This is a genomic window from Bacillus sp. FG16 (genome assembly GCF_057809515.1).
The window spans coordinates 20,854-35,611 of record NZ_JBMDKC010000060.1; the positions used below are offsets into that span (position 1 = coordinate 20,854).

General features: G+C 33.5%; 12 protein-coding genes and 1 riboswitch. Of the genes, 3 read left to right on the top strand and 9 right to left on the bottom strand.

Annotated elements, in window-relative coordinates; genetic code table 11:
* Positions 1-155 precede the first annotated feature (155 nt).
* From nheC to ACODS7_RS20425, 4 genes are all read right to left on the bottom strand, one after another.
* Entirely contained in the window at positions 156-1,235 is a 1,080-nt protein-coding gene (gene nheC, locus ACODS7_RS20410; RefSeq protein WP_043936928.1) for a non-hemolytic enterotoxin NHE subunit C, read from the bottom strand.
* 107 nt (positions 1,236-1,342) lie between these two features.
* Entirely contained in the window at positions 1,343-2,551 is a 1,209-nt protein-coding gene (gene nheB, locus ACODS7_RS20415; protein WP_000162968.1) for a non-hemolytic enterotoxin NHE subunit B, read from the bottom strand.
* A 37-nt stretch (positions 2,552-2,588) separates the two neighbouring features.
* Complete coding sequence (gene nheA / locus ACODS7_RS20420; RefSeq protein WP_243168817.1) at positions 2,589-3,749, bottom strand: non-hemolytic enterotoxin NHE subunit A; 1,161 nt, start codon at positions 3,747-3,749, stop codon at positions 2,589-2,591.
* 598 nt (positions 3,750-4,347) lie between these two features.
* Complete coding sequence (locus ACODS7_RS20425; protein ID WP_243168816.1) at positions 4,348-6,174, bottom strand: APC family permease; 1,827 nt, start codon at positions 6,172-6,174, stop codon at positions 4,348-4,350.
* Positions 6,175-6,318: 144 nt separating this feature from the next.
* A riboswitch (cyclic di-AMP (ydaO/yuaA leader) is annotated at positions 6,319-6,465 on the bottom strand.
* A gap of 139 nt (positions 6,466-6,604) precedes the next feature.
* On the opposite strand from ACODS7_RS20425, the gene ACODS7_RS20430 reads away from it, so the two are divergent.
* Positions 6,605-6,733, top strand: a complete 129-nt coding sequence (locus ACODS7_RS20430; protein ID WP_000031873.1) for a hypothetical protein — start codon at positions 6,605-6,607, stop codon at positions 6,731-6,733.
* Positions 6,734-6,797: 64 nt separating this feature from the next.
* Here the strand turns inward: ACODS7_RS20430 and panE are convergent, their stop codons facing one another.
* Positions 6,798-7,742 (bottom strand): 2-dehydropantoate 2-reductase, encoded by a 945-nt coding sequence (gene panE, locus ACODS7_RS20435; protein ID WP_098629239.1) that lies wholly within the window; start codon positions 7,740-7,742, stop codon positions 6,798-6,800.
* 175 nt (positions 7,743-7,917) lie between these two features.
* Between panE and ACODS7_RS20440 the strand changes: the two genes are divergently transcribed.
* Positions 7,918-9,393 carry a hypothetical protein gene (locus ACODS7_RS20440; RefSeq protein ID WP_029441992.1) on the top strand — a complete coding sequence of 492 codons (1,476 nt, stop codon included), beginning with the start codon at positions 7,918-7,920 and terminating at the stop codon, positions 9,391-9,393.
* A gap of 210 nt (positions 9,394-9,603) precedes the next feature.
* On the opposite strand, the gene trhO is transcribed toward ACODS7_RS20440, so the two are convergent.
* Positions 9,604-10,563 (bottom strand): oxygen-dependent tRNA uridine(34) hydroxylase TrhO, encoded by a 960-nt coding sequence (gene trhO, locus ACODS7_RS20445; protein ID WP_063547058.1) that lies wholly within the window; start codon positions 10,561-10,563, stop codon positions 9,604-9,606.
* Positions 10,564-11,041: 478 nt separating this feature from the next.
* On the opposite strand from trhO, the gene ACODS7_RS20450 reads away from it, so the two are divergent.
* Entirely contained in the window at positions 11,042-12,337 is a 1,296-nt protein-coding gene (locus ACODS7_RS20450) for an Nramp family divalent metal transporter (protein ID WP_029441990.1), read from the top strand.
* A 60-nt stretch (positions 12,338-12,397) separates the two neighbouring features.
* On the opposite strand, the gene ACODS7_RS20455 is transcribed toward ACODS7_RS20450, so the two are convergent.
* From ACODS7_RS20455 to ACODS7_RS20465, 3 genes are all read right to left on the bottom strand, one after another.
* Positions 12,398-13,258, bottom strand: coding sequence for a M23 family metallopeptidase (locus ACODS7_RS20455; RefSeq protein ID WP_098629238.1), 861 nt, complete (start codon positions 13,256-13,258; stop codon positions 12,398-12,400).
* A 71-nt stretch (positions 13,259-13,329) separates the two neighbouring features.
* The gene (locus ACODS7_RS20460; protein ID WP_180229698.1) at positions 13,330-14,430 is read right to left on the bottom strand and encodes a sensor histidine kinase; all 1,101 of its coding nucleotides are present in this window, start codon (positions 14,428-14,430) and stop codon (positions 13,330-13,332) included.
* The coding region (locus ACODS7_RS20465; RefSeq protein ID WP_488827426.1) for a winged helix-turn-helix domain-containing protein at positions 14,396-14,758 on the bottom strand (363 nt) is incomplete at its 5' end. The genes ACODS7_RS20460 and ACODS7_RS20465, both read right to left, overlap by 35 nt.

Genomic DNA, 14,758 nt, shown 5'->3' on the forward strand with positions numbered 1-14,758 from the left:
AAAACCATATGAAAATGGATTCTATCAAAGGGAGCGATAACAAAAAGATTTTTATACACACATGGATAAAACACATGACAAACTTATATATAATTGCAAGTTCAACTCTCACAAAAAACAGGATAAAAAAATAAACAGCAGAACTAGTCCACTGTTTACTTTGCCACACCTTCATGTAATTTTTCTGTATAATCCTTTACATCTTTCCAGCTATCTTTCGCTGTATGTAAATCTTCTTTTATAAACGTAAACTCTTCTGGAGTAATTCCTTTTACGTTTTGTAGTAAATTATTATATTTTGCACCTACTGTATACCATTGATTTGATATGTTTTGTAGTGCTGTAATTGCTGCATCAATTGTTTCTGTCATGTTTGTTGTTTTATTTTTTACATCAGTCAAAATTAAGACTTCTGCTTGTGCTCCTGAAATTCTATCTTTTAAATTAGCGATTTCTCTTTCTGCATTTGCGATATCTTTTTTCGCAACCGCAATCATCGGCCCGCCAGCAAGACATGTTATTAGAGCTACGCAAAGTACGCCACCAGCAATGACCATATCATTACTCTTTTTAATCGAATCGTTATATGTATTTATTTGTTGCTCTAGAGCTGGAATACCAGCATTCGTACTTGCCAATATCGCTGTTAACTGATTTGTATCCTCTTTGAAACTATTTGTATCTTTCGCCATTCTATCGCGAAAAGCTTTCAAATTTCCTAATAATCCATCTACCTCATTTTGATTCTTTACAATATCCGCATACAACTTTTCTAAATCCGCTTTTAATTTTCCGCTATCCTTTTGATCAATCGCTATTAACATGTCATTATAATACGATTGAAAAGTATTATTGTAATTTATAATATTTTGATCCGTTTTCATAATTTGAGGCTTCATATTATTTAACCAATATGCTGCATTAACTTTTGCATCTCTTTGATGCTGAATCATATTCCCTTTAAATTCACTATTAATCGAACTTATTTTACTTAAATCTGTCTCTTGCTGATTTTGAATTAATTTTGCATATGAATCCATTGCAAATATGCTCGATGTCGTTTGCGCCATAACGTCTTGGAATCCAGCTGGCCCTAGAGAATAATTTTGCGCACTTTCTTGCAATGTTTTTACGTTTTGTTCTGCTGCAAAAGGATGTAAAGGAAATGCGTTACTCGTTGCCACCCCAGCAATCATTAACGTTAAAAGGCATTTTTTATAAAAACTTTTCTGCATATTTTTCACCTATTCTCCTTATAAGGATATCAAAAGCTCCTGCTCACAACTGAACAGGAGCTTCAAATCATTCATCAACACTTAACGCTCTAACAATTCGTATTCGATTATGCTTTTTTCGTATCTACTACTTTAATATCTTCCGCATAAATCTTTTCTGCATAGTCTTTAATGTTTTTCCAGCTATCTTTCGCAATGTTTAAATCTTCTTTAATGAAAACTAGGTCGTTTGGACTAATAGAATCTACATTTTGAAGTAAAGAATTGTATTTTGATCCCATTGTGTACCATTGGTTTGAAATATTTTGTAACGCTGTAATTGCAGTATCAATTGTATTTGTTAAATACTCTGTTTGTGTTTTAATGTTCGTTAATCCTGCTACTTCTAATTGCGCAGTTGTAACTTGTCCTGTTATCTTTTGAATTTCTGCTTGTGCATTATCAAGCTCTTTCTTCGCTAATACGATTCCAGCTGTACCACCGCCTACAGCTGCTGCGCCACCTGCAATTAATGCTACTCCTAGCGGTGTTCCTGCGCCCGTAGCAATAACTACTGCACCACCGATAATTGCAATTGGTCCTAGAGCTGTCGCAACAGATGAACCGATAATAATTGCATTATATTTACTAATTGCTTCATTGTACGTTGTAATTTGATTTTGCAGAAGCGGAATTCCTGCATCTTGACTAGCTAATATAGATGTAATTTGATTTGCATCACCCTTGAAGTTTTGCGTATCCGAAGTCATTTTATTTCGGAATTTCTTCAAGTCTTCTACTAACTGATCCACTTGCGCTTTATTTTCATTAATACTACTTGATAATCTAGTTAAGCCTTTCGTAAGAGTTGCTTTATCCTTTGCATCAACTGCAGCAACTAAAGTATCATAATAGTTTTGGAATTTCGTATTGTAGTTAATGATATTTTGATTCGTTGAAATAAGCTGTGGTTTTAATACATCTAACCATTGCTTCGCATTTCCTCTCGCTGTATCTTGATGCTGAATGACTTTTCCTTTTAAAGCCGCATCAACAGACGATACATTTCCAAAGTTAACATTACCTTGTTTAATAATTGTTAAAGCATACAGATCCATTACTAAAGCATTTGAACCTGTTCTTTCCATTGCATCTTTTAAGCCTTCTGGTCCTAATGAGTATTCTTCATAGTCATTATAAGCTTTTGCTACCGCATGAACTGGAGCTTGTTTCACTGTGCTTTCAGCTGCATACGTATGGGCTGGCATAATGTTTCCTGCTGCAAATACTGCCATAAGTGCTGATAGAGCCATTACTTTATATGGTTTTTTTGTCATTTTTCTTCTCTCCCTATATCGCTAATTATTTTTCTGCTTAATGTACTTCAACGTTTGTAACGTAATCTTCAAATTGATTTGTTTGTTTATTCATTTCATCACTTACTTTTTTAATTTGATTGAAATGTTTTTGAAGTAAACTACTGTCTGTATACGTGCCTTCTTCAACATTCATTTGAATTTGAATCATATTATTATTTAAAACTTTCCAATCCGTTAATAACGTTTCTAAAGTTGTAATTTGACGATCAATTAATTCTGTAAAGCTATTTACTTGATCTTCAACGAATGTAATTTGAGTCGCCTCTGCTTCAGTTTGTGATAACTTTTGAATAAGTGGCAATAACTCTTTTTGCTTTTGTTGAATGCGAAGAGCTGCTTCTCTCGTTTGACTATCTGCAGCATTTACAATTTCATTACTTAAAGTACCGATAGAAACAAAATCGATTGTTTTCGTTTGTGCAGTTTGATTTGTGATTGTAAATACTTGTTTACCGATATTAATAGAACCTTTAATGATTTCTTGAGGTCTATTCAAAATAGTAGTTAGTTCAGCTTGAATTTCCCCTTGAATTCTTTTAATATCTTCTCTTAATTTCACAATATCTCCACTTGATCCTTGCAGTGTTTTTATTGCTTCATCGGCTTTAATTGATAAGTTGTTACTATCTTTGTCTAATACTGTTTTAAATCGATTTAACTCTAATAAATCTTGCTCCATACTCTCTTGGATGCTTTGTACTTGCAATTGTAATTTTCCATATGCACTCATAAAATCTGCTTTTGCTTGCTGATCTTCATTTACGTTTCCTGCTAGTTCATAGAGCTTACTATAATAGCTATTAAATCTAGTGCTGTATCTCATCATTTCTTGATTTAAGTCAATTAGCTTCGGATTATATTCATCAATCCATTCTCGTACATTCGCCTTTGCAAACTTTTGATGATTCGTTAAGCTACTCATCGCATTTACCTTAATGTCTGGCTGTTGCAAAATAATTAATCCGTATGCTTGAATAAGCGGTGATTGTGATCCTAACATTCTAATTGAATTGGATAATGTATTTGGAGCAATTACATTTTGCGCATATACTGTTTTCACTTCTGTTTGCCCCTCCTTGGCGTAAGCGCTTACAAGAATGAAGCAACTCGTAGATACTGCTGTAACCAATAACCCTGTAATTAAAGTCTTTTTCACTTTAACTCCTCCTATGTATTAGCAACTATTACTATCGCATTTTATTATTCTATTTTCTTGCCCATAATTTGAGATGGTTAAAATAGAGAACGTTCTCACCGCGATCCATGTATGAACCACCTCTCTCGTATTGCTACAGTACTTACTTATCGTCACAAAACATTTTATTATTTTTCATATGTGTTTAGTATGAATAACATTGTATAAATTTTCTATTTCATCGAAATTCCCACATTCACATAGTGAATATATTACGTAAAAATATTATTCATTTTAAATTAAACAACATGCGTAAATATGAAATTTCGTTTTGTTTTCATATATGTTTTGTACTGTAAGGTCATTTAAACACAGCTGTTTATATAACGTAAAGAAGTATTTTCATTCCCTTTATTTTCAAGCTTTCATGTCCTTATTTCAAAATATAATCCGATTCACTTTATCGATTGAAATATCTACATATCACCACAGAAAACACTACTTGCAAATAACCGATAAAATTATATCGATATAATTTTTAAACCCATATGCAATTATGCATAGGATATACACAAAAAGGATAGCTTCATTTTCACGAAGCTATCCTTCAAAAATCTTCTTATTTTTTCAAATGATATGGAACTGTCGTAATAACAACATTTCTTTTATAAAGTAAATACGCACGTATGAGTAAACTGGATTGATTATGAAGAATGTTATGCCAACCTTTTTTCGGAATGAACTGTGGTATAACGACCGTAACGCGGTAATTCAATTCACTTGCCTTATACTGCACTGTATCAATGAATTTCGTTAGCGGCTGAATAATACTTCTATAATGAGAATGTAATGTAACAAGCCTTACTTCAGGTTGCCACACCTTCCATTTCTCTTCAAATTTCTTTTCCTCTTCTCTGTCAAAAGCAACATATACAGCGATAACTTGATCTGCAGAAAGAGATTTCGCATAGTTCAATGAATTTTCTACTACATGCGTCATACCTGCTACAGGAACGACAATTACATTCCCCTCAATTGGAATAAGAGGTTCACAAGTTTTTAAACTTAATTGATCACCCACTGCATCATAATGCTTCTTAATTCGATGAAACAAGAAGATAATAGCAGGTAAGAAAATAAGAATCGACCAAACTTGTGCAAATTTAGTTAAAAAGAACATGCTCATTACGATAAAACTAATAACTGCACCAATTAAATTAACCGTTAATTTTAAAGCCCATCCTTCAGGTTTTTCACGAAGCCACTTTAATACCATCCCTGTTTGAGAAAGTGTAAATGGAATAAATACACCTACTGCATATAACGGAATTAAATGTTCTGTTTGTCCTTGGAAAGCTACAATTAAAATAATCGAAGCAACTCCAAGTATTATAATACCGTTTGAGTAACCTAGACGGTCTCCTCTAATCGTAAACATTCTCGGTATGAATTTATCTTTTGCGAGGTTAACCGCTAATAAAGGAAATGCAGAATAGCCTGTATTAGCTGCGAGAATTAATATTAAAGCTGTTGTACCTTGTATGACATAGTACATGAAATTACGTCCAAATGTTTGTTCAGCAATTTGAGAAACAACTGTTACTTCTTTACTCGGCGTCACTCCGTAATAATAAGCTAAAAATACAATTCCTGAAAATAACACAGCAAGTAATGCACCCATTGCAAGCAATGTTTTTGCAGCATTGTTTGGCGCAGGATCTTTAAAGTTCGGAATTGCATTTGAAATTGCTTCAACACCTGTTAAAGCAGAACTACCTGATGCAAATGCTCTTAACAGTAAAAACAAACTAATGCCCGCAACCGGCGTTCCGATCGGCGTGTGTAAAGCCTGCGAAACGTGACCAGTCAAAATATTATATATGCCTACACCAATTAATATAAATAGTGCTAAAACAAATAAATAAACAGGATATGCTAAAACGGAAGCTGATTCCGTTACTCCTCTTAAATTTAAGATCGTAATAAATATAACAAATATAATCGCAATGATTACATTATGTGCATGTAAACTAGGAAAAGCAGATGTTAGCGCATCTGTACCTGCAGATACACTTACCGCAACAGTTAAAATATAGTCGACTAATAAAGATCCTCCAGCAATTAAGCCTGGATTCATCCCTAAATTTTCTTTTGATACAACATACGCTCCCCCGCCATGCGGATAAGCAAAAATAATTTGACGATAAGATAAAATAAGGGCTGTCAATAATACTAATACCCCAACAGCGATCGGAATGGAATACCAATAAGCGATCGCTCCCACACCTGCTAAAGCAATTAAAATTTGCTCTGGACCGTAAGCAACTGATGACAATGCATCAGAAGATAAAATAGCTAAAGCTTTCGTTTTATTAAGCTTTTGTTCTCCAAGCTCTGTTGATTTTAACGGTCTTCCAATTAAAAATCTTTTAATAGATGAAACCAATGCTGTCCACTCTCCAATAATTTTGTACGAACTTTTCTGCTTTTTACAGCAAGTAAACAATTTCTTCAGAAAACAAAAAATGTCTACAAGCCATAGCGAAATAGACTTGTAGACATTATTTTTTTTGTCGCACAAGCTCCACCTTCCTTCTCAATATAACGCTTACGAGGTTAGCTGTCGGATTCGGGCCTATGAGTAGCCCTACCTTTTTCAAGGATTCACCCCATCGGATTATGTACTAATCCGTAAAAACGGGTCCCCCGTACCATGCGGTTTCAGCGATTTAGAAAATTAAAACTGTGGATTATAATACTCCTTTATTTTCAAAAAGTAAACAAAAATTTTTAATAAGAAAAAAATTAAAATGATTGCGCATAATCCGCTGAGAAATATACATAATGAATATTAAAAATCCGCAAAGGAGACCCATATGTCTAAAGAAAAGAAGCCTATTTTTTCCGATTCATATTTAGATGCAGTAGCAAATGAAATTAATCAGTTATATGGTAAACGTGAACAGGAAATAAATTTGACAGATAGAACGAAAAGAAATAAATAATTTGTCATACAAAAAAATAAAAAAGATAGCAATACACTTATATATTGCTATCTTTTTTATTTTTTCATACATCTAATTCTATTACAGATTTGTTAAAGGTCATCTCTTCATACACCTTTAAATTTTGATATATAGTTCCTAATAATGGTGCCGCTATAGAAAATTTCTCTGCTACATCCAGTAAATATCCTTGCAAGTGCTTCCCTTCAATAAACGAACCCTTTTCCATATCACGCTGCATCGATGACTTCATATCATACGAAATTTTATCAATCGTTTTCATATGTTCCTGGGCAATATTAGCCTTTACTGGAGCTCCTAATACTCTCATGATTTGTACAGATTCCTCAAACACATTACGGATAAAATCACGGCCGCCTTCACTTTCACGGATTGGTCCAATTGGTGCACGCATTAACGTTGTCACACCTGACATTACAGTAATAAATAAATATTTATGCCACATATCTTGCGTAATATTTTCACTTAAAACAAAACTAGATTTCGTACCTGAAAATGCTTTAGAAATATGCTTTACTCTCTCTGAATTTTGAGACTTAATTTCTCCAAACACAAGTCTGTTGGCAGCGCTAGTTTGTACAATTTCTCCTTGATTGTTTAACGTCGTCTCGATAAAGCATAAACCGCCAATTACTTTTTCTTCGCCGAATTCTTTTTGTAATAGCGATAAATGAGCGATACCATTTAACAATGGAATGATTACAGTATTTTCGCCAACAAACGGCTTCAAATCTTGAATTGCCTCGTTTAAGTGATACGCTTTTGTTGAAAATAAAATGACATCAAATGGAGAAGTTCGCTCTTCTTTCGTTATTAATTTCGGTCGGAAGGAAAAATCCCCGTTAACACTTCGGATTACAAGTCCTCTTTCCTCTAATTGTTTTTTCCGTTTACTACGAACAAGAAACGTGACATCTTCTCCCTTCTCGACTAATCTGCCACCAAAAAATCCTCCGACTCCACCAGCGCCTAATACTAAAATCCGCATACAGCATCCCCCTTTTTAAAATACAATTTTATAACTTTTAGTATACATAACATTATACATGTTCCCTGCTAAATAAGCTGAATTTTCACTCTTAAACAAGTATAAAACAGTGGTTATTTTCAAATAAATTTGGGCATGTTGTTTCTATAGCATATATGGAAAGGAAACAATGTAGATGGAGGCAATACAAGCAATTGAGGAAAAAGGTGTAGCAACAGCTATATTTCAATTTATATTCCCGTTTTCGTTTAAAGCTGGATATGAACAAGATATGTTCCCTTTCTTACAAAAAAACGATTTTCGTCCTTTTCGGCTCGATCATCTCGATGATGAAAATACATATTATGGGGAGTTTAAAGTTTCACATCAAAATATGGAAGCATACTATCTTTCATTTACAAATAAAATTCTCTTTCCTCACTCAGAGCATCAAAAGGGCTTGCAACGTTATTCAAAGGATCTTAACTTAACTGGACATTTAACAACAAACCTTATTTCAATTCCATTCAAGATACACTCTATTGATGTAACACTTTGTCCTTATGAACTTGGCTTCTTAACAATTCGAACAAAAGTAAACACTGCTCCAAATATGACTTTATCTGAAGCAATCGAATTCGCTGCTCGCTTCCGTGTACTTGAAACTAAAACTGATACAAATGAGTCTATTTGTATTGAATGTAACGGAAAAAAGTATTCCCAAGTTGAAAAATTCATTTTTGGTTATTTATTTCATGGCGTAACTGATTTCTTTGAAAAGAAGAGATTAAGAAGTTCATACTTTCAAACCTTCCCTTTCTTTGAAGACCAAAGAATGTACGTTCAAACTTTATTGTCACTAAAAGAAGGTATGGAACTTAATGAAGTGGATGTTTATCGTACTTCCAGTCTTTCCGGATTAACAAGTGATGGTAAACCATATGTAAGCGCAAATAACCTTCCTTACATTCATGAATATTTAAAAAAACATGCTTATCAGAGATGGGCTCCAAATCGTTATTTCATAATGGAAGAACATATTTTTACATGTGTAACAAATGAAGGAGAACGCGAAATCTCTAAACTTGCTAGTCAAATGTACGGGGAATTTTATTACGCTTTATTATTAAACCTATTCCATAAAATTGTTTTATTAAAAATGGCAAACGCCTATGCTGAGCTAAACATTGAACAAGATACTAATGAAATAGAGAAATTAATTTATTCGATCAATTCGTTCACTGCTAATTATTTTTCTTTAGAATTAGTATCCCAATCACAAAGTGAAGATATTTTCTTCCGCTTAAGAAAACTTTTTAATATTGAGGTTCTATACTCGAACGCGAAACAAAATCTTGATAGTTTGTTTAAATATCAAGAAAATGTCGCCTCTAAAAAAGATAGCCTTTTATTATTAATTTTAACGCTCTACTCTGTAGTGGGCCAAATGTTAGGGTTTACTATGATTGACCTTTTAAGAAACACCGATTCAAACAAAATATCGTCCCCTCTTGAATTTTTCGCTCTATTAATTGCGATTAGCGGCATTGTCATTTCACTTATTTTAGGAGCCCAAAGTTTATATCAATGGGGTCTACAGCATAAACAAAGAAAAGCTTGGGTAAAACAAACGGTACTTTCTGCCGTTAAAGAGAAAGAGGATAAAAACTAAAGAAGGTTATTTTCAAATTCTTGGTGTGCTGCAGTAAGTGAAATTTTTATCAGCGATTTTCCGATTATATCAGCGCAACTCGAAATATATCAGCGATTTTTTAAATATATCGACTTATCGACAAAAAACGACAAATGACAGGACTGTATAATAAAAAAAGGGTGCTCCAAAATAAAACTTGGAGTACCCTTTTTATTATACGAATTCAGCTTACTTCCCTGCTTCGATTTTCTCTAATGCAGCAGCTACTTGCTCTTCCGTTAATTCATGTTGTATTACGTAGCGGTTACGTGGACTTACACGACATTCATGAGAACATGCACGTAAATATTTCGCTTCGTTTTCTTCAGAACATAAAATTTTCTTATTACATTCTGGATTTGAACAGTTTACATAGCGCTCACATGGTTCACCTGTAAAGTGATCTTTACCAACGATAACATGTTCTTTTTGGTTTACTGGAACAGCGATACGCTCATCAAACACGTAACATTGTCCATCCCAAAGCTCACCTTGTACTTCTGGATCTTTTCCGTACGTTACAATTCCGCCGTGAAGCTGACTTACATCTTCAAAACCTTCACGAACTAACCAACCAGAGAATTTCTCACAACGAATTCCACCTGTACAGTAAGTTAAAATCTTTTTACCTTCAAGTGTTTCTTTGTTTTCTCTAATCCAATCTGGTAATTCACGGAATGATTCGATATCAGGTTTAATCGCACCTTTGAAGTGTCCTAAATCAAACTCATAATCATTTCGTGCATCAATGATAACTGTATCTTCTTGTTTCATTGCCTCATAAAAATCTTTTGGCTCTAAATACTTCCCAGTTATTTCATGTGGGTTAATGTCATCTTCTAGACGAAGTGTAACTAATTCTGGACGAGGACGTACGTGCATTTTCTTGAATGCATGCCCTTCTTCTTCATCTATTTTAAATACGATACCATCAAAACGTGGATCATTATTCATTGCTTCCATGTATTTCTCTGTTTGCTCTACAGTTCCAGAACAAGTTCCGTTAATACCTTCTTTTGCTACAAGAATTCTTCCTTTTAATTCAAGTGAATTACAAAATTCTAAATGCTCTGCAGCAAATTCTTCTGGGTTTTCAATTGTTGTGTACATGTAATATAGTAATACTCTGTATGGTTTTGTAGTTGCCAATGTATTTCTACCACCTATCTAATTTTTAAAATCATGTATAAGTTAACGTTCATATCAAAACATATATAATAAGAAAATGAATCCCATTTTCTTTTCTTTATACTATTTTCTATCAGTTAACAAAAATAAAAAACAAGATTACACATCATAACACTATGGTTATGTTGTAATCCCAATATATTATATATCATACAATTGCAATTCCATCAATTAATATGCTGTATTATCGGCTTTATGTTCACATAAATTTCAAAAACAGCCCTTTAATTCACTATGTTTCCCCATGTCATCACACCATAAACTCCCAATTCATTTTACATTATCACACCATCCATTGCATAAAGGCATATAATTTGCATTAAGGAAACTTTCGTGTTCAAATGAAATTATCACATAACATATTTAAATGTATTGAAATAATGAGTAAGAATAAATACAATAATTTCATCAAGTTAACATTTTAAAGGGGAAAACTACTATGAATAAAGATATAACAAAAGATGAACATCTCCCTTCTGAAAGTACAACTGTACAATCAGCCCACTTAGCTTTAAGTGGAGAAACAAAAGGTTGGAAAAGACTGTTACCATTTTTAGGACCCGCTTTTATCGCGTCCGTTGCTTATATTGATCCTGGCAACTTTGCTACAAATATCGCAGCTGGTTCACAATATGGATATTTACTATTATGGGTTATACTCGCTTCTAACTTAATGGCTGTATTAATCCAAACTTTATCAGCTAAATTAGGAATTGCTACAGGAAACAATTTACCCGAAATAGCTCGTGAAAACTTTCCAAAGCCTGTGTCTATCGGCTTATGGATACAAGGTGAACTAGTTATTATGGCTACAGATTTAGCGGAATTTATTGGAGCTGCATTGGGGCTTTACTTACTATTTGGAATCCCGATGCTACCTGCCGCTTTAATTACAGCAGCCGGATCATTTATTATCCTTGAATTTCAACGTAGAGGATTTCGTCCACTAGAAGCTATTATTACAGGAATGATTTTCATTGTAGTAATCGCTTTTGGGATTCAAGTTTTTTATGCAAAACCAGAATTAAGTCCCCTTCTTTCAGGACTATTTATTCCAAAATTCCAAGGTGTAGACAGTATATTACTTGCAGCAGGGATTTTAGGTGCAACAGTTATGCCGCATGCAATATACTTGCATTCTGCATTAACACAACGCCGCGTGGTTGGAACAACTGATGAACAAAAGAAAAAGATTTTCCGTTTCGAATTTATTGATATCATTATCGCAATGGTTATCGCTGGAGCAATTAATGCGAGTATGTTAATTGTTGCTGCTGCACTATTCTTTAAAAATGGTATGCACGTTGAAGATTTAGATGTGGCATACACTCAGTTTAGTAACTTAGTCGGTCCTGTATCAGCTGCGTTATTTGGAATTGGGCTCTTATCAGCAGGACTATCTAGCTCTTCTGTCGGTACAATGTCAGGTGATATTATTATGCAAGGTTTCATTCGAATGCATATTCCGTTATACTTACGCCGATTTATTACAATGATTCCACCACTAGTAATTATCGCTTTAGGTGTAAATCCAACTTACGCTCTAGTCATGAGCCAAGTCGTCTTATCATTCGGTATTGCTTTTGCATTAGTACCACTTATTATGTTTACAAGCAATAAAAAAATTATGGGTGCGCTCGTTAATCACCGCATAACAACCTTTATCGCTTGGATCATTGCTGCACTTGTTATCATTTTAAATATTTTCTTATTGTATCAAACATTTGTAGGGTAATGAAAAAAGGGTATTCCAATTTTAATTTGGAATACCCTTTTTGGATGAAATGATTTTCTTCTAGTTACCACTTAAGTATGTCCCTCTTTCCGGCATCATGACACCATTTTCAGTTCGAAAGTAAAGTGGCAATCCTTCCGCAAAAAACATACTTACCTTGGACGGATCTTGCCTTTGATGATGAATATGTAAATGCGGCTCACTTGAACTTCCTGAGTTACCGACTTGAGCAAGAAACTCTCCTTCATTTACACGTTGTCCTTCTCTCACATTAATTGATCCTTTCTTTAAATGGGCAAGAATTAAAAATGTGCCTGTTTCATCTAGTCGTAAATAAATATGATTCCCAGCCATTGACTGAAAATTATCCGATCCCGGAACTAAATCTTGTTCATTATTATTAATTGATACAACCGTCCCAGAAGCTGGTGCCATTACTTTCGCTCCATATATTCCGTAATCCTCTAACTTACTACTTTTCACTTCAGCAGGTGGAATGAGAATATCATATGCCCACCTTTCATTTGGTTTTATAACGTGATAGTTCGTTTCTAACCGATCACCACCCCAACCTATTAATGCTCGTTCATTCAAAGGAAAACGAACTACTGCTTTAGGACTCATAGATTGTATATCTGCTGGGTAAGCAATTCTACCTATATTAGCAAACCAACCGACAGGCCAAGCTCCAATGATAGAAAACAGAATGATTAAAAATAGCGTTCTATCTATCCGCTTTCTAAAAATGCCTTTCAAAAAAAATATTATTACTGATCCTATCAAGAGGAAAAATGAAATAAAACTAAAAGCCTGTATACTCCACCAAACAAAAACTGATGTAACATCATTAGCTACATAAACTAAGATCCAACTTATAATTAAAAAAGAAACTATAATTACTAATAAAAATTTCTTCCACATGTCGCATCCCTACTCTCATATCCTTTTCCTCAATGATACAAAGTAAAAATTACAGCATATGAAAGAAATACTTACGACTTTCTTACTTTTTTATACTGCGGTAATTTCACAGTAAAAACTGTTTCTTTATCGTTACTACGTACAGTGATATCCCCTTGATGGAGCTCGGCTATACTTTTTGAAATTGCAAGTCCTATTCCTTTCCCGCCCGTATGAGAACTACGTGATTTTTCACTACGATAAAACTTCTCAAAAATGTAAGGAAGGTCCTCTTTCGGAATGCATTGTCCAAAATTTTTAATTTCTACTTCAACATTCATTGTTTTATTGAAAATTTCAATTGCAATTTCCTTTCCATCTCTCCCGTACATAATACTATTGCCTATTATATTTTCAAATAGTCTCACTATAAGTGTCACATCAACTTCTACATGTAGCACTTCATCATTTTTAATATAAAAGTTCATATTGGCATCATCTAATTGTGGTACAAAGTCAATCATGATTTGTTCAATTAATGCTTTCATATCTACTTCATCTTTATGTAATTCAATCTCTCTATAATTTATTTGACAGTATTCTAATAAATCATCTACTTGATGTTTTAATTCATAACTTTTTCGCTTTAATATACTTACATACTGTTCACATTCTTCTCCATTCGAATGGAATTTATTTCCTAACAGGTCCGCATAACCGATTAAAGATGTTACTGGCGTTCGTAAGTCATGAGAAATATTACTAATCATTTCATTTTTCATTTCCTGTGATTTTTTTTCATTCTCAATAGACTCTTTTAAGCTTTTCGCCATTCTATTAACATTTGCCGCTAGTTCACCAATCTCATCGCTTTTCGAAATAGGTATATGTATTTCAAAATTACCGTCACTTATTTCCTTCACGTTCTTGTTAATTTGAGACAACCTTTTCATCAGCGTTTTTGTCATTAACGCAAAGTATGTTGTAGTAAAAATCAAAAAAACTATAAAATATAAAAATGAATATTTTTCCTCTAAAACATTAACCTGACTATATATATTTCCAGCCAAAATTTGAAACACTATTATACTTACAGTCGCTAACAAGATGCTACATATGAAAGCAATAAAAAATTTCGCCCTAATACCCTGTAAAAATCTAATCTTCAATTTTATATCCGACTCCCCAAACATTTTGTATAAACTTCGGTTCTTTTGGATTCTCTTCAATTTTATTTCTCAATCTTGCAATATGAACCATTACTGTATTATTACTTTCATAGGCTCTTTCGTTCCAAACGCTCTCATATATTTCTTCAATCGTGAACACACGGTTCCTTGCAACTGCCATTAAGTGTAAAATTTCATATTCAGTTTTCGTAAGATTCATTGTTTCTCCATATAACATTACTGTTCTCGACACTTCATCTATTTCTAAACCTCTAATGTTTATTTTCTTTTCCATTACTGTAAATGTCAAGATGATCATGTACATTTTCACTTGTTTAAGCATGTACAAATT

Coding starts and splice junctions, on each gene's coding strand:
- nheC (WP_043936928.1), bottom strand. CDS start 1,235: ATGCAGAAAAGTTTTTATAAAAAATGCCTTTTAACGTTAATGATTGCT.
- nheB (WP_000162968.1), bottom strand. CDS start 2,551: ATGACAAAAAAACCATATAAAGTAATGGCTCTATCAGCACTTATGGCA.
- ACODS7_RS20430 (WP_000031873.1), top strand. CDS start 6,605: ATGTCTAAAGAAAAGAAGCCTATTTTTTCCGATTCATATTTAGATGCA.
- panE (WP_098629239.1), bottom strand. CDS start 7,742: ATGCGGATTTTAGTATTAGGCGCTGGTGGAGTCGGAGGATTTTTTGGT.
- ACODS7_RS20440 (WP_029441992.1), top strand. CDS start 7,918: ATGGAGGCAATACAAGCAATTGAGGAAAAAGGTGTAGCAACAGCTATA.
- ACODS7_RS20450 (WP_029441990.1), top strand. CDS start 11,042: ATGAATAAAGATATAACAAAAGATGAACATCTCCCTTCTGAAAGTACA.
- ACODS7_RS20455 (WP_098629238.1), bottom strand. CDS start 13,258: ATGTGGAAGAAATTTTTATTAGTAATTATAGTTTCTTTTTTAATTATA.
- ACODS7_RS20460 (WP_180229698.1), bottom strand. CDS start 14,430: ATGTTTGGGGAGTCGGATATAAAATTGAAGATTAGATTTTTACAGGGT.